The 25,875-nt window shown below is 59.7% G+C and carries 14 protein-coding genes; 6 read left to right on the top strand and 8 right to left on the bottom strand.

What is annotated here, in order from left to right; all coding sequences use genetic code 11:
- Window positions 1–147: 147 nt before the first annotated feature.
- Both Enr13x_RS01390 and Enr13x_RS01385 read left to right on the top strand, forming a co-directional pair.
- Entirely contained in the window at window positions 148–1,353 is a 1,206-nt protein-coding gene (locus Enr13x_RS01390; RefSeq protein ID WP_145392047.1) for an amidohydrolase family protein, read from the top strand.
- Window positions 1,354–1,519: 166 nt separating this feature from the next.
- The gene (locus tag Enr13x_RS01385; protein ID WP_145384361.1) at window positions 1,520–2,587 is read left to right on the top strand and encodes an SAM-dependent methyltransferase; all 1,068 of its coding nucleotides are present in this window, start codon (window positions 1,520–1,522) and stop codon (window positions 2,585–2,587) included.
- An 18-nt stretch (window positions 2,588–2,605) separates the two neighbouring features.
- Here Enr13x_RS01385 and Enr13x_RS01380 read toward each other — a convergent pair whose 3' ends face one another.
- Window positions 2,606–2,971 (bottom strand): hypothetical protein, encoded by a 366-nt coding sequence (locus tag Enr13x_RS01380; RefSeq protein ID WP_231744038.1) that lies wholly within the window; start codon window positions 2,969–2,971, stop codon window positions 2,606–2,608.
- A 287-nt stretch (window positions 2,972–3,258) separates the two neighbouring features.
- Here Enr13x_RS01380 and Enr13x_RS01375 point away from each other — a divergent pair, with 287 nt between their 5' ends.
- A complete protein-coding gene (locus Enr13x_RS01375; RefSeq protein ID WP_145384360.1) occupies window positions 3,259–4,572 on the top strand; it encodes a Gfo/Idh/MocA family protein in 1,314 nt (437 codons plus the stop codon).
- A gap of 198 nt (window positions 4,573–4,770) precedes the next feature.
- Here the strand turns inward: Enr13x_RS01375 and Enr13x_RS01370 are convergent, their stop codons facing one another.
- A complete protein-coding gene (locus Enr13x_RS01370) occupies window positions 4,771–6,114 on the bottom strand; it encodes a DUF1552 domain-containing protein (protein WP_145384359.1) in 1,344 nt (447 codons plus the stop codon).
- 4 nt (window positions 6,115–6,118) lie between these two features.
- Window positions 6,119–8,419 (bottom strand): DUF1592 domain-containing protein, encoded by a 2,301-nt coding sequence (locus Enr13x_RS01365; RefSeq protein ID WP_315856994.1) that lies wholly within the window; start codon window positions 8,417–8,419, stop codon window positions 6,119–6,121.
- Between the two features lie 278 nt (window positions 8,420–8,697).
- Here Enr13x_RS01365 and Enr13x_RS01360 point away from each other — a divergent pair, with 278 nt between their 5' ends.
- A complete protein-coding gene (locus tag Enr13x_RS01360) occupies window positions 8,698–10,077 on the top strand; it encodes an enolase C-terminal domain-like protein (protein WP_145384358.1) in 1,380 nt (459 codons plus the stop codon).
- Between the two features lie 232 nt (window positions 10,078–10,309).
- Here the strand turns inward: Enr13x_RS01360 and Enr13x_RS38750 are convergent, their stop codons facing one another.
- Window positions 10,310–13,636 carry a DUF6797 domain-containing protein gene (locus Enr13x_RS38750; RefSeq protein ID WP_231744037.1) on the bottom strand — a complete coding sequence of 1,109 codons (3,327 nt, stop codon included), beginning with the start codon at window positions 13,634–13,636 and terminating at the stop codon, window positions 10,310–10,312.
- Between the two features lie 191 nt (window positions 13,637–13,827).
- The gene (locus tag Enr13x_RS01350) at window positions 13,828–15,333 is read right to left on the bottom strand and encodes a BON domain-containing protein (protein ID WP_145384357.1); all 1,506 of its coding nucleotides are present in this window, start codon (window positions 15,331–15,333) and stop codon (window positions 13,828–13,830) included.
- A 630-nt stretch (window positions 15,334–15,963) separates the two neighbouring features.
- Between Enr13x_RS01350 and Enr13x_RS01345 the strand changes: the two genes are divergently transcribed.
- Window positions 15,964–16,716 (top strand): PRC-barrel domain-containing protein, encoded by a 753-nt coding sequence (locus Enr13x_RS01345; RefSeq protein WP_145384356.1) that lies wholly within the window; start codon window positions 15,964–15,966, stop codon window positions 16,714–16,716.
- Here the strand turns inward: Enr13x_RS01345 and Enr13x_RS01340 are convergent.
- Entirely contained in the window at window positions 16,701–17,831 is a 1,131-nt protein-coding gene (locus Enr13x_RS01340) for an AI-2E family transporter (RefSeq protein ID WP_197455695.1), read from the bottom strand. The two genes, Enr13x_RS01345 and Enr13x_RS01340, sit on opposite strands and share 16 nt — an antisense overlap.
- A 501-nt stretch (window positions 17,832–18,332) precedes the next feature.
- Between Enr13x_RS01340 and Enr13x_RS01335 the strand changes: the two genes are divergently transcribed.
- The gene (locus Enr13x_RS01335; RefSeq protein WP_145384354.1) at window positions 18,333–24,011 is read left to right on the top strand and encodes a PAS domain S-box protein; all 5,679 of its coding nucleotides are present in this window, start codon (window positions 18,333–18,335) and stop codon (window positions 24,009–24,011) included.
- A gap of 342 nt (window positions 24,012–24,353) precedes the next feature.
- Here the strand turns inward: Enr13x_RS01335 and Enr13x_RS37575 are convergent, their stop codons facing one another.
- Together Enr13x_RS37575 and Enr13x_RS01330 are read right to left on the bottom strand one after the other, a co-directional pair.
- Window positions 24,354–24,527, bottom strand: coding sequence for a hypothetical protein (locus Enr13x_RS37575; protein ID WP_197455694.1), 174 nt, complete (start codon window positions 24,525–24,527; stop codon window positions 24,354–24,356).
- Between the two features lie 91 nt (window positions 24,528–24,618).
- A complete protein-coding gene (locus Enr13x_RS01330) occupies window positions 24,619–25,875 on the bottom strand; it encodes a DUF1559 domain-containing protein (RefSeq protein ID WP_145384353.1) in 1,257 nt (418 codons plus the stop codon).

Genomic DNA, 25,875 nt, shown 5'->3' with positions numbered 1-25,875 from the left:
ATTGTAGCGGTCGAGGACCCCACGGTCGTCGCGGTGGCGACAAAGCTTTGCATCGGAGGCTGGCTTCGTCTACCGTCGCAAATCTCGTTTCGCACCTCGCCCGCCGCCCTGGTCGTCGTCCTGGCCGCCGCCTGGTTCGCCCCGGTAATGACCATCGCCCAAAATCCGCCGCCGCAGGACACGCGCCGGCAGGCTGCCAGTGAACCGGCTGCCAGTGAATCGGACGCGTCGCCCTTGCAGCTGCCGCTGGACGGACGTGACGGACGCGAATTGCTGCTGCGGAATTTTCGTCCAAATTCCAAACTGGTCGTCCCCCAGCATCCGCGACACGCTGCGGCAATGCCCGTCGTCGATGTTCACACCCATTTCCATTATCGGCTGCGTGATAGCAAAGAAGCCCTCGATGACTTCGTCCAACTGATGGATCGCAACCACATCGCGGTTTGTGTTTCGCTGGACGGGAAACTCGGCGCTCAACTGGATCACCACCGAGAGTTTCTCTGGACCGACTATCGCGATCGCTTTGCCATCTTTGCCAACATCGACTGGCAGGGAAACGCGCCTCGAGATCAACCGGCGTTGTGGCCCTGTCAGCGGCCGGGGTTCGCCGACCGCACCGCCGCCCAGCTCGAACAAGCCGCCAAACAGGGCGTCAGTGGGCTGAAGCTGTTCAAGCGATTCGGGCTGCAGTACAAAAATCCCGACGGGACGCTGATCAAGATCGACGACCCGCGGTGGGATCCGATTTGGGCCAAGTGCGGCGAGTTGGGGTTACCGATCATCATCCACACCGCCGATCCGGCCGCGTTCTTCGATCCGATCGATGAGACCAACGAGCGCTGGGAAGAACTCAGTCGTCACCCCGACTGGAGCTTTCACGGCGACGCCTTTCCATCGCGTCAGGAGTTGTTCGAGGCCCGCAACCGGGTGATCGCGCGTCATCCGAAGACGCAGTTCATCGGCGCCCACGTCGCCAACAACCCCGAGGACTTAAAAGTCGTCGCCGGGTGGCTGGACGCGTACCCGAATCTGTGGATCGAACCGGCGTCGCGAATCGCCGAGCTGGGACGGCAACCCTTCACCGCGCGGGAGTTCTTGATTCGCTATCAAGATCGACTCTTGTTCGGCACCGACGGTCCCTGGCCCGAGACACGTCTGCAGCTGTATTGGCGATTCTTCGAGACCCGCGACGAGTCGTTTCCGTACAGCGAAAAAGTGCCCCCGCCGCAAGGGCTTTGGCAGATCTATGGTGTCGATCTGCCCGACGAGGTGTTGAGGAAACTGTATTTCGAAAACGCCGGCAAGCTGATTCCGGGGATCCGCCAGCGACTTGAAACTTGGGCGAAAAATTGACATCCGCCTTAGTGGGATAGGCTTCTAGGCTCGTCGATTCCACGCGGTAGGTGACGCTGTGCGTCACGGCTGAGATGTGACGCACAGCGTCACCTACCGTTCAGAAAGAACTCGAGTCTGACAGGCTGGAAGCCTATCCCACTTTTCACCTCACAAAACGCAGACCATGACCTCTCCCGACAAACCCACCGCCGAGCCAACGTTTGCCATGTTGTGCTGCGCCAATGGCGCCGAAAAACAGGTCAAACAATCGATCGCCGCGGCGGGTTGGCGTTTGGCGTTTTCGCGGCCCGGCTTCGTCACCGCCAAACACGATCAACCGATGGCGTTGCCCAGCGGGACCTTCATCCGCACCGCGGCGCACTCGATCGGCCATCTGAAAGACGGCGATGGCGAAACCCAAGTGACCCGCTTGGTCGACTTGCTGGACGAAACGTTTGCCGGCGGTCGGGTGTTTGATCAACTGCACGTCTGGCCGCGCGATCGCCTTCCGATCGGTAAATTCGGTTTCGAACCCGGGGTCGATGAAGTCGCCAAACTGGTCGCCCAGCGGGTCCATCAGTCGCTGGCGGAGCGATGGGTGCGCGGCGATCAACCCAACCGCATCGCCCAGCCCGGTGAGCGGGTGCTGGATCTGGTGTTGGTCGATCCGGACGACTGGATGATCGGTTGGCACACCTCAGCCAAGTGGCATTCGCGCTGGCCCGGCGGCGTGCAGCCGATCGAGCCGCAATATGAACCGATCTCACGCGCCTACTACAAAGCCGCCGAATCGATCACGTGGAGCGGCTTCGATTTCGCGCCCGGTGATGTGGTGGTGGAAATCGGCAGCGCCCCCGGCGGTGCCTGCGGACGGCTGCTCGAGTTGGGGTTGAAGGTGATCGGAATCGATCCGGCGGAAATGGACGAGCGGATTGCCAATCACCCGCGATTCAAACACCTCCGCGCCCGCGCCGGGGATCTTCCCCGCCGAGAGTTCCGCAACGTCAAATGGCTACTGGCCGATTCGAACGTGAAACCGGAAAAGACACTCACGACGATCGAACACATCGTGACGCACCGTGAATGCTCGTTGTCGGGAATGTTGCTGACGATGAAGCTGGGCCACTACGACGCGGCGGGGCGAATCGACGCTTGGCTGGAGCAGATCCAGACGTGGAACCCGGTCGACGTGCAAGTGCGTCAACTGGCCCGAAACCGCTGTGAAGTCTGCCTCGCCGTGCAGTTGCGGTAATACCTATCCGTTGGCTCCTTACAAATGCACGGGCAAAAACAGCTTGGTTTCAGCGGGCCGTTTTTCTGCCGGCGGCACGATCCAGGCGGGGGTCTCGCCGTTGGCCAGGCTGTCGGCGACGGCCGATTTGAAGCGTGCGACGATTTGACCGAGCATTTCTCGCTGGCTCGATGCCGATACCTCAATTCCGCCCAAATTGGCGACGCGACCGCAAAACGTGCCACCTTCGCGGGCGAAATAGACGATGCAACCAAACGCCGGCGGGGCCGACGGTTCGGATTCGATCGGTAACCCCGGTTGCGGCGGCTGATCGATCGCAGGCTGTTGGACCGGTGCCGTCTCGCCCACCCGGTCGGACGGTGTCGGATCGCTGGGGTTCAACATCGGTTGCTCCTGCGGCACTGTTGCGCCGGTTTCGATTGCGCGCCGGTCTCGGTTGTCGCCGGTTTCGATTGCGCGCCGGTCTCGGTTGTCGCCGAAAAAACGGCTCGGCTTAAAAAAACCTTAGTAGAATACGGTCCAAGCAAAGTCAATTGGGAAGCGATTGCCTTTACAATACAGCAGCGTGATCTTGTTGCCCACCAAATTCCCATTCCCAAAAAACTCGCCGGCCGACGACGCACTTGTCGCGTCGCCGCCCGTCGAGTTGATCATTCCGAAAGGATAAACAGATGGAAAATCATCCTAGCCGACGTAACTTCTTGAAAACTTCCACTGCCGCTGCCGCCGGCGCGACCCTGACCAGCACGATTGCTCGAACCGCACACGCCCAAGGCAGCGACGAGATCAAGTTCGCTTTGATCGGATGTGGCGGCCGCGGAAACGGTGCCTCGGTCAACATGTTCAAATCCGGCGGCAACGTCAAATTGGTTGCGGTTGCCGACGCGTTTGACGGCAAGGCCTCGGCCACCATCAATTCCCTGTCCAAGCGTTACAAGGACAAGGTCGATGTGCCGGCCGAGCACAAGTTTGTCGGACTCGACGCCTACAAGAAACTGCTGGAAGTCGACGCCGACCTGGTCATCATCGCGACGCCTCCCGGTTTCAAACCGCAACAATTCGAAGCCGCCGTCAAAGCCGGCAAGCACATCTTCATGGAAAAACCGGTCGCCTCCGATGCCACCGGCGTCCGACGCGTCTTGGCCAGCGTCGAAGAATCCAAGAAGAAAAACTTGATGGTCGGCATCGGTCTCCAGCGCCGCCACGAAGCCCAGTATCTGGAAACGATCGGACGCATCCACGACGGCGCGATCGGTGACGTGATCGCCACCCGCGTCTATTGGAACGGCGGCGGCATCTGGTACCGCAACCGCACCGAAGAGCAAACCGAAATGGCATTCCAGTGCAACAACTGGTACCACTTCAACTGGCTTTCCGGCGACCAGATCTGCGAGCAACACATCCACAACCTGGACGTCGGTTGCTGGCTCAAGGGCGAGTACCCCGTCGAATGCAACGGCATGGGCGGACGCGAGCAGCGAATGGATGGCGACCCGACCAAGAGCCAGATCTTTGACCACACCTTCTGCGAATACACCTTCGCCGATGGCACCAAGATGTTCAGCCAAGGCCGTCACCTGAAAGGCTCCTGGACGCACGTCGCCGAGTACGCCCACGGCACCAAGGGAACCGCCGACGTCTCCGGATCACAAATCTCCGGTGAAGGCGGCGATTGGAAATTCAGCGGCCAGCGTCAACAAGGCCACCAGCAAGAGCAGAACGATCTGATCGCGGCTCTCGGCCGCGGAGAGATCTACAACGAAGGCGAGTACGGCGCGTTGTCGACCTTCACCGCCATCCTGGGCCGCGAAGCGTGTTACAGCGGCAAGGTCATCAAATGGGATGACCTGCTGAACAAGGGACGCGAATTGGCGCCCGGGATCGATGACTACACCATCGACACCCCGCCCCCGGAATCGGCGCTGCCCGGCCCCGACGGCAAGTACCCGATTCCCGTCCCCGGCCAGTACGACCCCTTCGCGTGATCGACGCTTAGGATTGTCACTGCCTCGTCCCCAGGGGCCCGCCTGGGGACGGCACGTGCCAGGGCAAACACGCGTCGCCCGCTCACGGCGTGTCAATTGAATCGGGATCTGCGGAGTCAACGGTGAGCCGCTGGCCGTAAGGCCTCGGGCGGACGCCGAAAGGCCCGGCCGCTTACGCGTCGCGGCTCACGGCGCGGGCTACAGCTTGATCACGCCGTTGCTGTCGCCGAATTGTTTGGCGTCGGCGCCCATTTGCTGCATCATCCAGACGTACAGATTGCACAGCGGGGTGCCGTTGTCGTACTTCAGATGCCGTCCGGTCTTGATCCGACCGGCCGCCGAGCCGGCCAACAAAATCGGCAGGTCGTCGTGGTTGTGGCGGTCGCCATCGCTGATCCCACTGCCGTAAACAATCATGCTGTTTTCCAGCAGCGTCCGGCTGCCTTCGCGGACATTTCGCAACCGCCCCAGCAGATACGCGAAACGGTCCAGATGATAGCGATTGATCGTTGCGATTTGCGTTTGCTTGTGCTCGCTTTTGCCGTGGTGCGACAACTCGTGGTGCCCCTCGCTGACGCCGATCTCTTTGTAACTTCGATTGCTGCCGGCATTGGTGAACATGAACGACAGGATCCGCGTGCTGTCGGTTTGAAACGCCAGCGTGACCATGTCCATCATCAGATCGCTGTGCTTGTCCAACTCCCGAGGCACACCGCTGGGGCGCGGGTAATCCGGCACGCCACTCTCATCGAACCGCAAACGTTCTGCGCCGCCGAGTCGTTTTTCCACATCGCGGACGGCGTACAGGTACTCGTCTAGTTTGCGACGATCCACGGCCGGCAAGGCTTGATGCAATCGCTTGGCGTCTTCGAGTGCGAAATCGAGCACACTTTTGCGAAACAGTTCACGTTTCGTTTTGGCCTGCTTGGTCGCTTTGACGCTCTTTCCGGCGAACAGCCGATCGAACACCGCACCGGGATCGATTTCCTTGGCCATCGGGTTGGTCGGCCCGCGCCACGACATGTTGGATGCGTAGGCACAACTGTAGCCGCTGTCGCAATTGCCTGCCTGGGCGCTGGCTTCGAGCCCGAGTTCCAGCGAGGCGAAACGCGATTGGTCACCGACATACTTGGCGGTCGCTTGATCGACCGAGATGCCATTTTGGATGTCCGCACCGTTGGTTTTGCGGGGATGGGCGCCCGTCAGAAACGCAGCCACGCTGCGGGCGTGGTCGCCGCCGCCGTCGCCGTGGGCCCGCGCGCCGTCGAGCGTCAACCCGCTCAACACATTGATGTCATCCTGAAAGTCGGCGATCCGCTCGAGCGTCGGCGGCAGGTCGTATTTGTACCCCGCTTTCTGTGGCGTCCAATCAGGCATGTGCATGCCGTTGGGCACATAAAAGAACGCCATCCGCAGCGGCGGCCGCGCAGTTGCTTCCGCGGCGGACAACAGGCGGCTTGATGACATCACATCCAACAGCGGCAAGGCCAGCGAGACACCGGCGCCACGCAGAACGGTTCGTCGAGAAAGGGTTTTGGGCATCGGATTACTCTCGGAAACCTTGTTTCTGGAAAGGGTCGCTTTGAATGATCGCTGCGATCAAATAGGCGAAGCGGTCGTCGTGCTTGCGACACTCGCTGACAATCGTATCGATCGCACACTTGTCATAAAACGCGGTGCCGCGGCCGATCGCATAGATCAACAGTTTCTCCGCCAGACAGCGAACGAATTGTTCTTTGCGGGGGCCGGCCAACAGACGGCGCAGATCATCCACGCCGTCGAACGTCGTGCCATCGGGAAACACGCCCGCCGCATCGATCGGCTCGCGGCCTTCGCTGGACCGCCAACGCCCCACGGCGTCAAAGTTTTCCAGGGCAAAACCGAGCGGATCCATCATGTTATGGCACGTCGCACAGCCCGGATTCTGACGATGTTGCTCCATCCGCTCGCGCAACGTGCCGACCAATTCGTCACGTTGCAATTCGGGAACATTCGGCGGCGCCGGCGGTGGCGGTGTATTGAGCAGGTTGTCCAGCACCCATTTTCCGCGTTTGACCGGACTGGTGCGGGTCGGGTTGCTGGTCACCGTCAACACACTCGCGTGCGTCAGCAATCCGCCACGCGGTGTCCCGGCCAGCGAGACCTTGCGAAATCCATCGCCAGCGACACCGGCGATGCCGTAGAACTCCGCTAGGGGCTGATTCAGATACGTGAAATCCGCATCCAGCAGCGTCGTCACGGGCAGGTTCTCCCGCATCACGGCGGCGAAAAACGTCAACGTCTCACGCATCATCAATTTGCGAATCTGGTCGTTGAAACCCCGATACACCCTGGTGTCCGGATCGACGTTTTCCAAGTTGCGAATCTGCAACCATTGCGAGGCGAAATTCTCGACGAACTGGTTGGCACGTCGGTCCTGGATCATCGATGCGATCTTTCGCAGCAGCACGTTCGGATCTCGGATCGTCCCGCGATGGGCCATCATCAACAGTTCATCGTCGGGCATGCTGCTCCACAGAAAGTACGAAATCCGGGTCGCCAGTTCATAATCGGTGATCCTCGGCATCGCCCCATCGGGACCCGGCGATTGCGGCCGCTCGACTTTGAACAGGAAGGATGGCGAAACCAGAACGGCGCCGATGGCGACTTGGATGCTTTCTTCAAAGCTTCCGTCCGCGTCACGCACCTGGGCGGCAAGCGCGGACAACCGATCGACTTCCCAACTGCTGGCCGGTCGACGGAACGCACGACTGGCAAACCGGGACAGCACGGCACGTGTCGCCTGGTCGACCGTCACGTCTTTGGACGGCGTGACGAAAATGATTCTCTGATGACTCGGCGGAATCTTGGACGCGTCGACCGAAACGCTGCGGGTCTCGGTGCCGGTCAATTTCACGTGGTGCAAATGGAAATTTCGGTCCGCGACGTTCTTCTGGTAATAGTCGTTGATGAAACTGATTTTGATCGAGCGGCTGCCTTTTCCCAACCGCATGGGAATCTTGAATTCCCGGGGCTCATGATTGGGGACCTCGATCACGACCGGCCGTCGCCCCCAATCGATCTCCACCTTGACCGGTTCGTCCCCGCCCTGATCGCCGCCTGCCAACAGCGTCAGCTGGTACATCCCGCCGAACGGCAGCGTGACCGGTAACGAGACGGTGCCCTGGGACGCGAGCACCAGTGGAACGCGCGATCCGAATTTTTCGGCGCCGACCAAAGATGCGGGGCCGCGCTCGATCTCGTACAGTTCCGGCGGCGGTGGCGTGTAGATCGCTTCGCCGGCGACCTGCAACGCCGCATCGACGTACTTTTCCATCAGCAACGGGGGCAGCGAGAGCACATCGCCGATGTTGTCGAATCCGTACCCCACATCGTCACCGGGAAAATCCGCCGCCGGCGTGTAGTCGACGCCCGTCAAGTCACGAATCGTGTTCCGGTATTCGTCACGGTTGAGCCGACGCAAAGCGACGCGACCGGCGTTGGGATTTTCGACACAGTCGACCGCATTGGCCACGGCGTCAATCATCCGCACCATTCGCTGCCGCGTTTCGGAATCCAGCTCCGGACCGTCTTCCGGCGGCATCGTCCCCAAACGCAAATGGGCGATCGCTTGGGTCCAACGGGTCCGATTGGTCTGCAAACTGGCGGCACGGTCGTCGCTGGCCAAGTCGATTTCGCTGCCGGAATCGTGACAGTCATAACAATACGTGCGAAGCAACGGCAGCAAATGCGTTCGGAAGTTGGCTTCACGGGTGGCCGAGTCCGCCCGGCAGGGGGACGCCCCAAACACCAGCACCATCAACGTCACGTAAGGCAGAAACGTTGAAAAAGGCCGGCGAAAGGACATGAGTGCGGGCGTGGAAACGATGATCGGATCAGGGAGATTCAGGGCGGATACGGACAGTCTACCTCATGAGAAACGCCCCACGCCGGTCCAAGGTGCTCAGTAATCTGTCGCCGGCTGTCTCCGTTTCCACCGAGTGCGCGTCGTGATTCGCCGGCGGGGCGTCCCTTCCGCTTGGGCATCGAGCCGGTGGTGCAATCTGATAGACTACCGCCGCCACCGTAGCGTGATGATTGAATCGGCGCTCACGTTGCATCGCGAACTATCTGAACCAAGGAACCATGAAACCCACCGACATCCGCATCACCGGCGTCCGAACCAATTACGAGCACCACGATTATCGCACCACGATGAAGTTCGGCGGCATGCCCGTGGACAAAGCCACGGTGTTGAACGTGGAGTGTGACGTCGTCACTGGCGATGGAAAGACGGCCACCGGATTCGGTTCCATGCCGCTGTCGAACATCTGGGCGTTCCCGTCGCGTGAAATGGCGTACGATCAAACCCTGGCCGCGATGACCACACTGGCCGCGCGCTGCGAAACGATCGCTGGCGATTACGCCGAATTCGGACACCCGGTCGACCTGGGCATGGCGCTTGAGGAACTGTACCTGGCAGCAGCCGCCGAAGTCAGCGGCGAACTCAAGCTGGTTCAACCGATTCCCATGCTGGCCACGATGGTCACCGGCAGCCCCTTTGATGCGGCGATCCACGACGCCTTTGGCAAAGTCCACGGCAAGAATTGTTTTCAAACCTATGGCCAGGATTTCATGAGCCGTGACGTCGGTGCCTACCTGGGCGCGGACTACGCCGGTGATTGGATCGGCGATTTCTTGCTGGACAAACCCAAACCGCGGATGCCGCTGTACCACCTGGTCGGCGCGCTCGATCCACTCGATGATGGTGAATTGACCAAACCCACCGGCGATGGCTTGCCCGATACCTTGCCCGAATGGATTCGCTACAACGGACTGACGCACCTGAAACTCAAACTCAACGGCGACGACGTCAATTGGGATCTGGAACGGATCGTCAAAGTCGATCGCATCGCCGCGGAAACGCAGGCAACACTCGGCGTCGACACCTGGTATTACTCGCTGGACTTCAATGAGCGCTGCCCACATGTCGATTACTTGATCGAGATGTTGGAAAAACTTCGCGAGCGGACGCCGAAAGGGTTTGACCGCGTGCAGTACATCGAACAACCGACGGCCCGCGATCTGAAGGCGCATCCGGAAAACAAGATGCATGAAGCGGCAAAACTGAAGCCGGTCGTGATCGACGAATCGCTGACCGATCTGGAATCGCTGATGCTGGCCCGCGAGATGGGCTACACCGGGGCGGCGCTCAAGGCCTGCAAAGGACAATCGCAATCGATGTTGATGGCCGTCGCCGCGCAGAAACTGGGCCTGTTCCTGTGCGTCCAAGACTTGACCTGTCCGGGCGCCTCGCTGATTCACTCCGCCGCCATCGCCGCCCACGTCCCCGGCGTCGCCGCGATCGAATCGAATTCACGGCAGTATTGCCCGAAGGCGAACCTGCCCTGGGAAGACAAGTTCCCCGGGATCTTCGTCGTGCGAGACGGATCGATGGACACCAGTTGCCTGGGCGGAGTCGGGTTGGGTGCGGTGCCGAACACCGACGCCGCAACAGCACCCTAGCAACCGTTGGTGTTTAGCCTTGAGGCGTCCAGCTTAGGGCTAGCGCGAAACGCGACAAATCTGAATGATCTGACCGAATGGGTGAGAGGTGGTCGGCGGAGGGGTGCACGACGTCCTTTCAAGGTCGTCGCGCAGAGCCCCACGGGCGACGGCCCGGAAGGGGCCATCGTACATCAGAAAAGCGATCGCCTGAAGCTGGACGGTCTCCAAAGCCTGCACACCAACAAGCCGATCACTGTTCCGGCACGCGGTTGATCGTCCAGTAGATCTCTTCTTCAAATCCCTCTCCGTCGCGCGCCTTTAGCTTCAGCAACAGGTGGACTTGATCGACCGGTTTTAGATCAGGGATGTTCAACAGCACGCTCTTGCCGTCGCTGCCCAACGAGACACTGGTCACGTTCATCTCATCGACGCCGATCTCACCGGTTTCGGGCGAATACATTTCCGAACCGTACGATTTCGCCCAACGATAATTCCAGTGCGTCACGTCGTAGGATGCCAGGTCGGTCGCCGACGGGACGTCGAGCGGGAAATTGAATTGCAGCTTCAATCCGTCCGCTTGGACGGCACAATCGCTGACCATCTTGTGTGGTTTTCCGGTGTACCGCAGCCGCTGGATCCCTTTGTCGCCCAGACCGATCCGTCCGCCGCCGTTCCAGCCTTGCAACCCGGTGGCATAGACTTGTCCGTCGGCCGGATTCACACGGGCGCGCATGATTCCGGTGCTGAAATCGAATGGCAACTTGATGATCGCGGCTTGCGAGACGTCGGGAAAATCTTGGATCATCGTGTAATACATCCATCCCTTGCCGAAACTGGTGTGCAACAGGTGCCCCGACAACGGCCCCCAACGCTCGTCGTCGACCCAGGCCTGGCCGCCACACGAATTGTCGAATTCCTGTGGCATCCAAACCAGCGGCGGGTCGAACGCATCCGGCGGGACGACTTTTTCGAGGTCGATCGTTCCGCCGCCGGGCGCCCACATGCCGGGGATCGAATAGTTGCCGACCCAGCCGTAAAAACCGCCCGGCCGCAGCAAGCTGATTTTGGATGCCGGCGTCCATTGACCTTGGTTGTCGCTGGCGACCACGCGGCCGTCGGGCAAACTGCCCATCCCGTTGGGCGTGCGAAAACCGGTGCAATACACCTCTCGATGCCGCCCATCGGCCGAGACCTTGATCACCGCGCCGGGGATGTCCGAGTCCGTGCCATGCCCGCTTTTGGCGTAATAGAAGTTGCCTTGATCATCGGTTTGCAAATCAAAATTGAAGGCATGGAAGTTGACCGAAACGTCTTGATCAGCGCTGTAACTTTCATAAAAGTCCGCTTCGCCGTTGCCGTCGGCATCGTGCAGTTTGACCAGCCGATCCTTGCACGTCACGAAGACGTTTCCGTCCACGATTTTGACACCGAACGGTTCGTACAACCCGCCCGCGAATCGCTTCCATTTCAAATTCAGCAAGTCGTCGTCGATGCCCGAAACGATCCAGATGTCGCCGCCGTGTGTCGCAACCGCCATCCGTCCGTCGGCAAAGAAGTCCAAGGCCGAAGTGCGAAACCAAGTGTTCCACGGCGTGGCGTCTGGAATCGTGATCGTGTCGAGCGCGTACGCCCCTTGTTCCAATCCCAGGTATCCGGTGGTCGTCAACACGTCGGGCCACAACAGCGGCCCGCCGGACGTCAGGCGGTCGAACTCCACCAGCGGTGATGTCGATTGAGACTCGGCAACGAACGTTTGGAATTGCGACAGGGAAACGTGCTCGCCTGCTCCGCTGGAATCCTCGACCGATCGGCCCGCCAGAGTGTGAACGTCGACTTGCCGTGTTTGATCGCTCGCCGGAATCACCAGTTGCAATCGATGCTTCGCGTCGACCTGCCATTTCAGTCCCTGGACCTGTCCGGTCACGGCCGCGGCAGTGAACACATCGAGCGCTGCTTCGGCACGGTCGTCATCTGACGGGGCACCGACCACGGCGATCACCGCCCCCGCGTCTCCGCCGCCGGCGTCAACCTTGTCGGCATCACCGCTGCCGTCGATCGGCACAATCATCGACCGGCCCCGCGACGCGTCGCCTTGGGCGGCCGCGAGCACAAGTGCCTTTCCCGGGCCGATTCGCAGCGAATGCCGGACGGAGTTTCGTAGCGCGCCCTGCTGCGGCAACTCCAGAATCTCGCGGCCGTCGATGCGATAACGGAGGACCAATTGATCGCCGTGCAAATAATGCCCGCGATAGTCCATCCACCGCTTCGGCATCGGCCCCCGCGGTAGCAAATGGTCCCGCGGATAATCGAGTGTTCCGTCATGCCCCCATTGCCAACCCGCCAGTAAATCGAGCGACCGGCCGTCGGGATTGGCGGTCCCTTCGCCTCGCGCCCGAACGTGCTGCGTGTTGCTGAGATCCAAGAACCCGTCGCGCCAGATGCCGGCCTGGTTCATCGTGTGCAGGTCATACGAGACGGTCAGATCGCCGAGCTTGACCGTCAGCACGCTGCTGAATTGCCGTTTCAATTGGGACGCCAGGGCGGGACCAAAATCTCGCTGCACGTTTTCGATTTCCGTGCCATCTTTGGATCCCTTGGGCAACCCTGCCAAGTAGTCCGTGTCGACCTTGAAGTAGTCGGGGTTGGACGGCTTCATGAACTGCTCGCGGATGTAGTGCACGACCTGATAACGTTCTTTGGGGGTCAGGTGCGACATCGGAGCCATCAGCCCGTTGCCTCGCGTCAGGGTCATGAACATCCGGTAGGGGTCGCTGCCGAACTTCAGCGTTTGGGTCCCGAAGGCGCGGGCGGTGGGCAACGAGGGTGTGTTGCCATCGCTGCCGTGACAATTGAAACAATAGCCGTGATAGATCCCCTTGCCGGCTTCGAAATCGCGCGAGCGGAAACCGCGGATGATGCCCGCATGATCCAGATCCAGAGAGTCATCTTTGACCGCCAACTGCTCCGCTGGCGGTTTCAAATCGGCGAATCGTTCGGGCCCCCCGGCGGCGACTTCGCTGACGTAGCGGACCAGATCCAAGAAATCTCGCTGGTCTGGCAGCGATGCGACCAGCCCCTCGGGCATCATCGATTTGGACGCCGGCTTCATTTGCACAATCTCGTCGCGCGCAAGGCTGGTCTCGCGGGTCAAATCCGAAGCCGATCGCAAGGTCACGCTGTCATCGGTCGTTTTTGCGATCAACCCCGTCACAACCGACCCGTCCTCCAGCAACAGGGTGTGGGTTTGATAGCCGTCGCGAATCTTCTTGGACGGATCGAGCAACGACTCGATCACGTGCTCTTCGGTGACCGGTCCGATCGTCGCCAAATCGGGACCGAGTGGTGTCGCGTCCGCGCCGCTGCCATGGCATTTCACGCACCCCGCGGCGGACTTGTAAAACACCAACGCGCCGCGACGTGCGTCACCACGTCGACGCACCTGTTCGGCCAAGAAACTGGGGGACACGCTGCCGAGTTGTTGCTCCAGACGGTCCGGTTGCCGGAGTGTTTCGGCCCCGGCCCACGAAGAAAGACAACAAACCGTCAGGGGGACAAGCCAACAAAGTAGGTGACGCATGGAAATCGGGGCGGGCGGGGACGGGAGGCGGGCAAGGGGCACAACCGCACAGTCTACACGCTCCCGGCCGCGGCCTCACGTCGTTGACCCCCAACCTGTTAGCGGAACGGCGCGAGCCGTCCGGTGGCTGCTCGTAAACAGACTGAAAGACCGGAGGGCTTGCGCCCTGCCGCTAACAACCCCCAAACGCGTTAGCGGGGCACGTAGATCCTGGAACCACCGTGCGGCGGGTGCATGCGGACGTTCAACAGGTTGTGGGGGTGGCGGGCTCCGGCTTCGATCGCCAGATCCATCGCGGCTTGCCATTGACGCCACGTGTCGACTTCACCGGTCAAAATGACGACTCCATCGCTGACCTCCACGTCAATCTGATTGGACGTGTCAAACAGTGCCAGCTGTAGTTTTCGCTCCAAGTCTTCGCGGATCTGATCATCCGCTTTCGGTTTCCAGTCGTCTTGGACGGCAAGCGCGTTGTTGACATGCACCACACCGGGGACCCCGTCGACGATCCATTCGGCCAATTGTTTTTCGAATTCGCTTTCCACCAAACCGTACAGACTCACGTGCGCGGCTTGACAATGGATGCGAAAATCACGCCGGTCGAGGTTGGGGCTTCGCGAAAGTGCTTGCTGGGACAGGCGAATGATCTCGGCATCCGACGGGGGTTTGCCTCCGTAGCGTACCTCCAGTTCGTTGATAACGCGAGCGACGCCGACCACATCCATGGCCAACCGCTCGGCCTCGTTTTTCACCCGCAGGCGTCCAACGGTCCCGTCAAGCGTGACCACGCCGGACTGGACCGTCGATGAAATCGAATCGGCGAAGGGAAACACGACCGGGTCATTCGCGAACGCGCGATCGAGCGTCTGCCGGATCGACTCGTCGGTGGCGCTTGCGTAGCGACCGGCTCGTCGCGTCGGATCGAGTTGATCGGGATCGACCGAAACTTGGTCGGCAAGCACACCTTTGACGCCCCAGATTTCAGCCGTTTCAATCAGGTGCGATTTCTGGGTGACCGAACCGACGGTGCCGCTCAAATTGACCAGCGCATCTTCCACCTCGACGCGGACTTGGACGTCGTCGAAGTAGACCGAGTTGACGATCAACGCCTGAACTTCCTCGCGCAATTCGCCATCACTTCGTGGACTGGTCAGCGCGACGGTGAGTTGATTTTTCACTTCGGTCACGCCACGCACTCCGGCGGCGGCCGTTTCGGCGAGCCGCTTCTCCGCCAGCGAATCGACCTTGCCCGTCATCGCGACGCTCCCGTTTTGGACGTTGACCACGATTTCGGGACGGTCAAGACTGTCGTTGACACGCAACCGCATCAGAACGTCATCACGAATCTCGTCGTCGCTGCGATCGCTGCGGTCGACGTAGAGCTGATTGAGGACACCTTGGATCGATCGAGTCCGTTTGGCGATTTGTCCCGCACGGCGTTTGTCCATCAGACTGGAGACGTTGCCGGCGAGGGTCACCAGTCCATTTTCGACCTCCACACTGATCCGGCTCGCGTTGAGAGACTCGGTGTCATCGAGGTCGGCCTTGATCGCCGATTCAAGTCTGTCGGAATCAAATGCCGGACGCCCGGCCGCGATAGCCACCGAGGGCCCGAACACGGCGGGGCTGGGCAGGAAAAGACTGACAAGGGTCATCGTTGCCGCCACTGCGACAACGGGAAAGGATCGAAGGTTCATGATGGGATTCGCGTGATGGGAGGGAGTCGTGATTGACCTTCAGCGTCGGGACCGGTGCGTGCCGATCAAGATGGCATCCCGGCCGGCAGCGCGGTTACTTTCTTGAGCGGTTTACCACAGCATGTGAACTCCACTGTCGGGGACTCACAGCTGCACGGCTGGGTGATGTGGATTTCCAGATCACACGTTTGGCAACGGTACATGTCACCGGTCTTCGGTGGTTCTTCTTTGATGGGCATCTGCGATCCTCGGTGGTGCGGTCAACGATCGATGACGTCCATCGTTCTTGATGGAGGCCGTCAATGAAGTTCAGTGACGACTGATATCGAGCACTTCGCATGCCGAATCCCCTTGCGGCGAAGATCCGATCCCCGATGCCGACACAACCGATGAAAATGGCTCCCACGTGGTTGGGCAGCATCCACAGTGGTGCCTCTTCATGCATTCCACCACGGCTTGTTTCGGCTCGATAAACCCGCAGTGATGAACCGATGCGTTTTCGACGCCAACTTGCCGAACCGATTTCCGATGATCGGAATGCGAGTTGCGTCGTCTATCGAACACGGTTTGAACGGCCAATCGGATGCGTCTTCAAGCCCTTTTTTGAGACTGTTTGATAGGAGACCCATCATGTTGATCGCTTTTGAATCAGTTCGCGGAACCACACTGGCCGGCATTGACGACGAGGTCGGAACGATCTTGGACCTGCTGATCGATACCGACGATTGGCTGACCCGGCATCTGGTTGTCGATACGGGCAAGTGGCTTTCGGATCGCCGCGTCTTGTTGCCGCCGAGCATTCTGGGTCAGCGTGATTGGCAGCAACGGGCGATCGCCGTCAAGCTGACCAAGCAACAGGTCCAGGACAGCCCCCACGTCGACTCGAAAAAGCCGGTCTCACGACAGATGGAAGCGGAACTGTTCAAGCATTACGACGTGCCCGCGTACTGGGGACCGGCCGGCGTCTCGATGGCCGCCGGTGGACCGGTGGGAATGCCGATGTCTGCCCACGTGCCAGCCGAGGAGCAACAAACGGTGGAAGAGACCCTTCCCAATCTTCGGAGCGTCAAAGAGATCAGAAACTACTGGATCGAAGCAACCGATGGTGACCTCGGGCACGTCGAGGACCTGATCGTTGACGATGAAACTTGGGCGATCCGGTATGTCGTCGTCGACACCAAGAACTGGTTGCCGGCACGCAAGGTTTTGATCTCACCGCAGTGGATCGAATCCATCTCGTGGTCCGAAACCACGGTGTCCATCAACATGACTCGCGAGGAAATCAAGAACTCGCCGGAGTACGACCCGCTGACACCGATCAACCGTGGCTACGAAGAACACTTGTACGACTACTACGGTCGAGAGCGCTACTGGTTGCCGTGAGTATCCGCTGAATGCAAGTAATCTTCCACGTACAGCATCTCGACCATCGTTTTGCCGGTGGCAAGCAAAGGGGATGCGACGGCGGCACCGATGAACCCGAACAGCACGCCCATGACCGCTTGAAAGGAGATCAGCAATGCCGGCGGCAGTGACACCGCTTTCTGCTGAATGAGCGGCGTCACGACGTAGCTTTCGAAAAGCTGCAATGCAACGTACCCGCCGATGACGGCTCCCACCGATCCGACGCCTTGTGGCAACGCAAACAAGATCGCCAAACCCAACGCGATTGCGGCACCGATGTTGGGAACAAAGGTGAGCAGTGCGGTCAGCATGCCGAGCGTACCCGCCATCGGAATCCCCAACACCAGCAGCAGCAAAAACGCACCCACTCCGGTCACCAGCATCGAACCGAATCGACCGATCAGCCAACGCCAGAGCGTCTCGCTGGTGGTGTCGAGCACTTCCGCAACCCGCGTCCGTTTCGACTCGGGAACCAGATGCACCACTCCATCGCGGTAGCCGCCCGGTGAAATCGCCAGAAACAGCCCGACGAAAAAGATCAGCAGGCTGTTGACCACCAATCCGAACGTCGTCCGAAACATCTGCCCGACGGATCGCGCAGCCTGCTTGACGGGCTCTGGAATGCTGCCGAGTTGGATGCCTGATTGCTCCGACGAACCACTGTTGTTGCGATTCTTGTCGTCCCCCTCCACCCCGAGTGCGTCGGAGACAATCGGTGTCGACGCGAGCGTTGATTTCAAAGCCGGATACCTGCCGACCAGACTTCGCAACTCACGGATTCCCTCGTCAATCCGTTCACTCGCCTTTTCCACTTGCTCATTGACTTGCACGAAGAAGAACGTCGCCGAACCGGCCAAGCCCAACAGCAATGAGACGACGACGATCGCCAACGCCCCCCGATAACCGACGGGAGAGCGGGCGGAAATCCAGCCGGACAGCTTGGTCAGGAAAACACCAAACAAGACGCCGAGAAACAGAATCAAAACGATTTCGCTGGCCACGATCAACGCCGCCCCCAACGTCACGATGATCGTCAGGATCGTGATCGCGCGAACAAGATCGACGGGGATTCGGTCGGTGGATTCGGTATTCAATGGAATCGTTTGAGGGCATGGGGGTGGCGGCGTCGGCGGCCGTCACGCGTGCGGTCACCTGAACTCTTGTCGATGACGGGACGGATGCGAATCACGATTCAATGGCCGAAGGCAACTGCTCGCTGTTCTATCATATTGCTCGGTCATCCGCCGCTGACCATGGCGCAGGAACCCGATCCGAAAAACGAAACTTCAGCCCCTGCCGCTCAACCGAGGGGGGTCTTGATCGGCGAGCGATTCGTCTACGATTGACGCCCACAGTCGCGGTCGGTCCAATTCAATTAGACTTGAGGACTCGTACAGACAGGATTGCCTCGCGGCAGAGATGTGAACATCACACAAGGAATTCGACTGCGCAATGCCTGGGCGATCTGACGCGGATCACCGGCGCCGCTGAGTTCTGTTTCTCTCGACGATGCGATTGCGACACGGACAGCCCGGTCATCTTTTGCCGCATATTGATCTTCGGTTTTCGCATTTCATTTCTCCACGAGCGTTGCAATGAGCGATCGATCACAGACGACGCCGTTCGTCGTTGGCGTCGGAGTTGCAACCTGCCGACAGGACGCTTTACAAAACTTTGTTGCTGCGCTTGGTGACACGCCCGGGGTGGCGATCGTGCTGGTGCCACTGCGCGATCCCGGCGTCCGTCCGCTGCAACCGACGATGCTGCAGAAACACACGTCGGCGCCGGTGATTGAGGTCGTGTCACGGGAAAAACTCACGGCCGGCTGTATCTTTGCCTGTCGGCCCCACTCGTTTCTCGAATTGCGTGGCGACGACCTGGTCGTGATCGATCAAGACCATGCCGACGGCGAATCAAACCCGATCGACCACTTTTTTCGTTCGCTGGCGCGGCAACGTGGGGAGTCCAGCGCGGGAGTCCTTCTCGTTGCTTCCAGTGGTCAGGGCAGGCTGGGTCTCAAGGCCATCGGCGACGCCGGCGGACACACGTTCGCTGACGACTCCGAATCGGTGACGGCCGCGATGGCCGACGTCGCCGATTCGATCTTGCCTGCGGCGAACATTGCCTCGGTGATTCACCAGCATGCCTCCAACTGGATGAAGATCGCACAACTCCGTCGGGAACTGGCGGCCGTCCGCGCGGACCTCGAAACGACGACGCAGGCATTGCAGAAACAATCAGCCGACGCCGGCCAGTCATTGGCGAGGACCGTGTCAACGCCCACCCCGGTGGCTCCACCGGAGTCCGACCCAACGTATCTTCTCGACAGCACGAACATCGCCACGCTGTTCCTGGACAACGAGCGAAAGATCCGAAGTTTTACGCCGGGGGTCACTGCACTTTATCAATTGAGCCCGGCCGATATCGGCTTCCCGCTGCAGGCCGTGAAGCACGTTGCGGTCGAGATGCCGGCGTACCCGGACGATGTCTCGCTCGACTCGCACTCATCCATTGAAGATGAAATCGAAACGCAAGACGGCCGCTGGTTCCTACGACGCGTCCAGCCCTATGCGGACGCTACCCATGGTCGTGGTGGGCTGGTCGTCACGTTCTATGAGATCACGGAGCAGCACCGACTCCGCATGCGGTTGGCGGCAGCGCATGCGGTCACCAAATTGTTGGCGGACGCCGATTCCTTTGAGACGGTGATACCCAAAGTCTTGAGGGCGCTCCGCGTTTCGCTGTCGGCGGAAGCCTGTTTGCTGTGGAGAATTGACGCTGACGCAGAGTTCCTGACATGTGTCGAAGCGGACGCGTCCGACAGCTCCCTGCAACCGTTCGTGGACCTCAGTCGCCAGACACGGTTTGCCCTAGGAGAGGGTTTGCCCGGACAAGCCTGGCGGGACCGTGAACCGGTTTGGTTTGAAGACATCCAGAATAAAAAAGGGTTTCTCCGAGCGGCTGCTGCAAAGCAAAGCGGCCTTGCCAGCGGCGTCGGGACTCCGATCGTCGTGGGTCGCAAGTTCAAAGGTGTCATCGAGATCTACACCACTCGAAAGCTGACGCGAGAACCCGAATTGCTTCAATTGCTAGGAGCCGTTGGGAACGAAATCGGACAATTCATTCGACAACGTCGACTCACCGACACGATTCGTGACGAAGAAGCTCGCAAGACGGCGATCCTTCGATCTGCACTCGATTGCATCATCACGATGGACACGGCCGGCCGCATCGTCGATTTCAATCCGGCAGCAGAGCGGACCTTCGGACATGCGGCATCCGACGTCGTCGGCCGACGTCTATCCGACGTGATCATCCCCGAAGCATTCCGTGAAGCCCATCGCAACGGACTGACCCGGTTCCTCGATACCGGTGCGTCCGACTTGCTGGGCCGACGCGTGGAGCTAACGGCAGAACGAGCCGACGGCAGGTTGTTTCCTGTCGAGGTGGCGATCAGCGTTTCCCATGGCCGTGACGGCTCACCATTCTTTACCGGCTATCTACGCGACATCACCGACCGCAAGCTCGCCGACGCAACCCTCTTGGAACGAGCCGAATTGGCAGCCTTGCACGCTTCACTGGCCGTCTCCTTGGCGGGCGAGGCACCGCTAAGCGAAATACTCAACACCTGTTGCCAGAGGATCGTCGACGGACTCGATGCCGCCCACGCACATGTTTGGTTGCTGGACGAACAGGACGCGATGCTGGAACGGACGGCCAACGCCGGCATCGACACCCACCTGGACGGCCCGCAACGGCGGGTGCCTCTGGGGAAATCAAAAATCGGGCAAATCGCGGCAACCCAACAACCGCTGCTGACCAATGACTTGCCTGACGCCCCCGATGCCGGTGATCCACCATCAGCCAACTGGGAAGGCATGGAAGGGTTCGCCGGGTTTCCTCTGGTCGTCGAACATCGCGTCGTGGGAGTGTTCGCTTTGTTCACCAGACATTCGCTGGCCCAAGCAGTCTTTGAACAATTGATCCCGATGGCCGACGCGATGGCTCAGTGCATCGCCAGAAAGGAGTCCGAACAAAGGCTGCTCGATCGCGAGCAACGATTGAACTTGGCACTGGACGCCGGTCGCCTGGGGACCTGGCACTGGGACATCAAAAATGATCGCGTGACATGGTCCGACCAGCTGTTCGAAATTTTCGGCTATGCGCACGACCAATTCAGTGGGACCCGGGCCGGGTTTCTAGACATCATCCATCCCGACGATCGAGCTTCTGTTGTGGAGCAGCTTGAGAGCATCTTCACGGGAACCTGCGAATCCTACGAGATGGATTTCAGGGTCATCCGAGGTGATGACGGGCGGGCCATTTGGACGTCGGGACGAGGATTCATTGATCGCGACGAGCTCAATCGCCCACTGAGCATCACCGCCGTGGCGAGTGATATCACCGACCGCAAAGTCGACGAACTGAATCTCGCATTTCTGTCCGATTTGCAAACACGGCTTGTCCCGTTGACTTCGGTCGACGAGCTGATGGCGATTTCGACTCGGCTGACCGCAAACTACCTCGGGTTGACGCGTTGTCTGCTCGTTGAATTCGATCAACGGGGTGAGACGGCTGATATTCTGTGTGATCATCACATCGGCGACGGCCCCAGCATGGTGGGAAAACATTCGGTTCGCGACTTTCATGACGACGCCGAACGGTCGATCCTGATCGCCGGAAACCAAGTGCTCTCTGACGACGCCCAAAGCCCGCGACGAGAGGCTCGGTTGGTCAAATCGTTCCACACGTTCAACATCGGTGCGTTCTGTAATTCTGCCTATGTGACCGATCGCGGCACAAAGTTTGTTGTCTCCGCCCTGTATGACGAATCCCACCACTGGCAGCCCGACGAACGCAGGCTGTTGCAGGAAGTTGCCGATCGCGTCGGCATTCGGATCGAACGGGCGAGATCGGAGGAGGAATTGGCCAATCGCGAAGCGCATCTGCGACGCGTGATCAACAATCAACTCGGGCTTGTCGGAGTCGTCGACCGCAACGGGATCCTTCTGGAGGTTGACGACCGGTCACTAAAAATCGCGCGGACCCGCCGTGAAGACGTGATCGGTAAACCGTTTGATGAGGCGCCGTGGTGGAGTTACGACCCGGCGGTTGCCGCCAGAATGCGTGACGCCATGCGGAGAGCGATGGCGGGTGAGGTCGTTCGATACGACGTGTCACTGTTCGCACCCGGTGACGAAGGGGTGATGATTGATTTCATGATCGCGCCGGTGACCGATGACCATGGCGAGGTCGAGTTCCTGATCCCTTCGGGTGTTGATATCCGTGACCGCTACCGGGCTCAGCAACAGTTGATGGAAAATGAACGCCGAGTCTCGATGGCCTTGCGAGCCGGCCGAATGGCCGCCTGGGAATGGACTCCCGAAAAGAGCCATTGGGATTCCAAACTGTTTGAATTACTGGGAATCGCCCCCATCGCGGACCCGTCTCCGGAAACCCTGTTCGAGTACGTCCACCCAGACGACCTGTCGACGCTGCAATCGAGCTGGAAACGAGCCACCGCGGGCGAAGGCGATTTCGATGTGGAGTTTCGGGTCAGATTGCCCAACGGAGGCATTCGCTGGCTGGCCGCCGTCGGCACGGTCATTCGCAGCCCTGACGGCAGCGTCGTCGCCATGCACGGGCTGAACTGGGATATCACCGAGCAAAAAGAGTCTCAGCAACGGATTCGTGATAGCGAACAACGGTTCCGCAATATGGCCAATGCGGCTCCCGCGATGATCTGGGTCAGCGACCAGAGCCATCAATGCACCTTCCTGTCACAACGCTGGTGTGATTTCACAGGGCAATCCGAACGGGAAGGGTTGGGGACGGGCTGGATCGAAGCGGTCCACCCAGACGATCGACAATCCACGCGGCAGGCTTTTTTGACCGCGGTCGATCGCCACGAACCGTTCGAACTCGATTTTCGTTTGCGCGCCGCCGACGACAGCTACCGCTGGGCAATCGACGCGGGACAACCGCGATTCGATGAATCGGGTGGGTTTGTCGGCTACGTCGGATCGGTGATCGATGCCCATGACCGACACGAAGCCCAATCCGCACTCCAGGAAGCACGGGCCGTCGCCGTCGCCGCCAACGAATCCAAGAGCGCTTTCCTGGCCAACATGTCGCATGAAATCCGTACGCCCATGACGGCAATCCTGGGCTATGCCGACCTGCTCGGCGACTTGACCGATAACGAGGAAGCGAAGCAACACTTGCAAACGATCCGACGCAACGGTGACTACCTGCTGGAAATCATCAACGACATCCTGGACCTCTCCAAAATCGAGGCGGGCAAGTTGGACGTTCAATACGACAACTTCGATCCCCATCGGTTGATCGAAGACGTGCGCAGCATCATGGAAGTCCGCGCCAGCGAGGAGAACCTCACGCTGAACGTCCAATACCAGGGCAAGACCCCCAGACTGATCCATTCCGATGCCAAACGGTTGAAACAGATTCTGATCAACCTTGTCGGCAATGCGATCAAGTTCACACGGCAAGGAGGAGTCCAAATTCGCGTTCGATTTGAATCTTCATCGCAACAATTGCTACTCGATGTCATCGACACGGGAATCGGCATTCCAGATGAACAGTTGGAGAAACTGTTCAAACCGTTTTCGCAGGGCGATGCGAGCGTCACCCGAAACTTTGGCGGAACCGGACTGGGGCTGGCGATCAGCCAGAGACTCGCAGAGACGCTCGGAGGATCCATCACGGTGAACAGCACCGTAGGCGTCGGCAGCACGTTTACAGTCAGCATCGACACCGGAAACATTGCCACATCCGATTTGGTCGACTACAGCAATCTGGAAACGGATGACGCGACGGAAACGACGACGGCAGAAGGTGCGATCACACGATTGCCGTGGCATGTGCTGGTGGTGGACGACCGCCGCGACATCCGATTCTTGAGCAAACACATCCTGACCCAATCGGGCGCGACGGTGGATGAATGCGAAGACGGACTGCATGCCGTGAACTACATCACGGCGTGTATGGCCGGTGGCGACTGTCCTGATCTGATCTTGCTGGATATGCAGATGCCGAATCTAGACGGTTACTCGACCGCGGCAAAACTGCGGACGCTCGGCTATACCGGTCCGATCATTGCTCTGACAGCCGATGCCATGCAGGGCGATATGAACAAATGCCTGGAAGCAGGCTGCAACGACTACCTCTCCAAACCCATCGACAAAGCGTTGATGTTGGAAAAGGTCGCCGCGTTCATGAAAACGTCCGCGAAACCGTCACTCGACCATCCGTAACGGGGAACGCTGTGAAGCATTTTCCCCATGTGTTTCTTGAGGTTTTAGCGGCAGGGCGCGAGCCCTCCGGTTCTTCCTCTCTGCCAAAACACCGGAGGACTCGCGCCCTGCCGCTAAAAAATGCTTCACAGCGTAGCGTAGCGGGCGTCGCGACAAGGCAAACGGAGTCGCGGGGCTGGCGGGGCGGCGAACGTGAAAACCGTCGAAACCGCGCGTTGCGTGCCGCGGAAAAGGGGTCAGGTATCAAAAATGCGAAGCACCCTGCGGGCCATTTGGTTTTTGGTACCTGACCCCTTTTCCGCTCGACAAACGCAGGCTCGAAAATTGAAAGCTGACAAAGCCCTAGGTAGGGATTTGCCCTTCGACCTCGGCGGCCTTTTTTTCGGCCTTCTGCTGAAGCTCCTCATCCGTCATTTCGGGGACGATCACCGTTGGCCGGGAATCGCTGCACCCGACGGCGGTCATGCAAGACACCACGAAGACGGACAGGATGGCGAGATGGAACAGGTTTTTCATGGATGAATTCTCAGTTTGAATGGTGGTACAGAGTGTGACGTCACGGCGATGACTTGTGGCCGCTCGCCGTGCGTGAACTACAGTGCGTGAACTACAGTGCGTCCGAAATGACTTCTCGACCCGCACGACTTCCGAGCGCCCCCCAAACACCGAAGGGACTGCCGCGCCCCACCATGTTTTGGTTGGCGTTGTCGAAGTAGTACACGACCGACGCGCTGGCGTTGCCCGCGTCGATGGAATCGGTGACGAACCTCACCGCACCATCGCCCATCAAGACATGCGTCCCGCCTTGATGCCGACTGCTCGCCGACATGGTCCCGCCGTAGGTCCGTGCAAACGTCGAAAGAATGCAGGAGGGACTGTTGGGTCCATGGATCGTGTAAAAGCCGGTGAAGACGGGGCCCCAGTCGGCCCAGCGGAACCCGCGTTTGTCGTCGGCCGACGGGATCAGCGTCACTCCGGTCGACAGCCAAAAACGCGGTTGTTCGGGATCAATCATGTCATCACAGATACTCGGATCGGTGAAAGAATCCCCCGCGCTCGGGGCTCGTGCGGACGAACCAGAAACCACGCGCGGGTCGGTGCGAGCATCTCGATCTCCCAGATCCGTCGCGATCTCGCCACACAGGATCGTGTTCGAAAGACCGTCCAAGGTATCACGGAACTTCATGTCCACCCGGGGGCGAAACATGCCGCGGTGGCCCGCTCGACTTCGCTCGGCGACCTGGGCAAGCGAAACACCGCCGGGGTAGCCGCCCGATCCGCCGTTCCCGTTCGGGTAGGTGTATTGATAGACGTAATGGCTGTCACCGAGACACGCGGCGTAGTTGGTTCGCCCCTGAGCCGGAAGCCCCGTCCCCGGATCGCTCGGGCAGCGCAGGGTCGGAATCTCAGACGCCCACGGCACATAGCCATCTTGCACCCACGGGTTGGGGCCCATCGGATTCCATGACCCCGTCATCACGCTTCCGTTGGTGTTCTCGCGAAGCGGGTTCGAGATCTTGTCCCACAATCCTTGCTGCTCGATGAACGGCATGATGCCGACCAAAAAGCTCAGCCGTCTGGAACTGTAGCCGCCACCAGATGTCACATTGCCGCCGCCGGCCCCCCAGCCTGTGGATGAATTTGCATTCGTCCCAGTACCTTGGATCGGTTGCTGCTTGTGAGCCGCATAGTAGTTGTGAACCCCTAAACCGATCTGCCGAAAGTTGTTGCTACAACTCATCCTGCGGGCAGCCTCTCGCGCCGCTTGAACCGCGGGAAGCAGAAGGCCGACGAGAATGCCAATGATCGCGATCACGACCAACAATTCGACAAGCGTAAAGCCTGTCCGTTTCTTCGACTGCAT

Origin of the sequence: Stieleria neptunia, assembly GCF_007754155.1 — a bacterium.
GTDB lineage: Bacteria > Planctomycetota > Planctomycetia > Pirellulales > Pirellulaceae > Stieleria > Stieleria neptunia.
Note: the sequence above shows the minus strand (reverse complement) of the source record. Positions and strands in the feature narration are given on the sequence as shown.

What these genes read in the sequence shown, in the direction of transcription:
- Enr13x_RS01390 (WP_145392047.1), top strand. Translation starts at nt 148, where the DNA reads ATGACCATCGCCCAAAATCCGCCGCCGCAGGACACGCGCCGGCAGGCT.
- Enr13x_RS01385 (WP_145384361.1), top strand. Translation starts at nt 1,520, where the DNA reads ATGACCTCTCCCGACAAACCCACCGCCGAGCCAACGTTTGCCATGTTG.
- Enr13x_RS01380 (WP_231744038.1), bottom strand. Translation starts at nt 2,971, where the DNA reads ATGTTGAACCCCAGCGATCCGACACCGTCCGACCGGGTGGGCGAGACG.
- Enr13x_RS01375 (WP_145384360.1), top strand. Translation starts at nt 3,259, where the DNA reads ATGGAAAATCATCCTAGCCGACGTAACTTCTTGAAAACTTCCACTGCC.
- Enr13x_RS01370 (WP_145384359.1), bottom strand. Translation starts at nt 6,114, where the DNA reads ATGCCCAAAACCCTTTCTCGACGAACCGTTCTGCGTGGCGCCGGTGTC.
- Enr13x_RS01365 (WP_315856994.1), bottom strand. Translation starts at nt 8,419, where the DNA reads ATGTCCTTTCGCCGGCCTTTTTCAACGTTTCTGCCTTACGTGACGTTG.
- Enr13x_RS01360 (WP_145384358.1), top strand. Translation starts at nt 8,698, where the DNA reads ATGAAACCCACCGACATCCGCATCACCGGCGTCCGAACCAATTACGAG.
- Enr13x_RS38750 (WP_231744037.1), bottom strand. Translation starts at nt 13,636, where the DNA reads ATGCGTCACCTACTTTGTTGGCTTGTCCCCCTGACGGTTTGTTGTCTT.
- Enr13x_RS01350 (WP_145384357.1), bottom strand. Translation starts at nt 15,333, where the DNA reads ATGAACCTTCGATCCTTTCCCGTTGTCGCAGTGGCGGCAACGATGACC.
- Enr13x_RS01345 (WP_145384356.1), top strand. Translation starts at nt 15,964, where the DNA reads ATGTTGATCGCTTTTGAATCAGTTCGCGGAACCACACTGGCCGGCATT.
- Enr13x_RS01335 (WP_145384354.1), top strand. Translation starts at nt 18,333, where the DNA reads ATGAGCGATCGATCACAGACGACGCCGTTCGTCGTTGGCGTCGGAGTT.
- Enr13x_RS37575 (WP_197455694.1), bottom strand. Translation starts at nt 24,527, where the DNA reads ATGAAAAACCTGTTCCATCTCGCCATCCTGTCCGTCTTCGTGGTGTCT.
- Enr13x_RS01330 (WP_145384353.1), bottom strand. Translation starts at nt 25,875, where the DNA reads ATGCAGTCGAAGAAACGGACAGGCTTTACGCTTGTCGAATTGTTGGTC.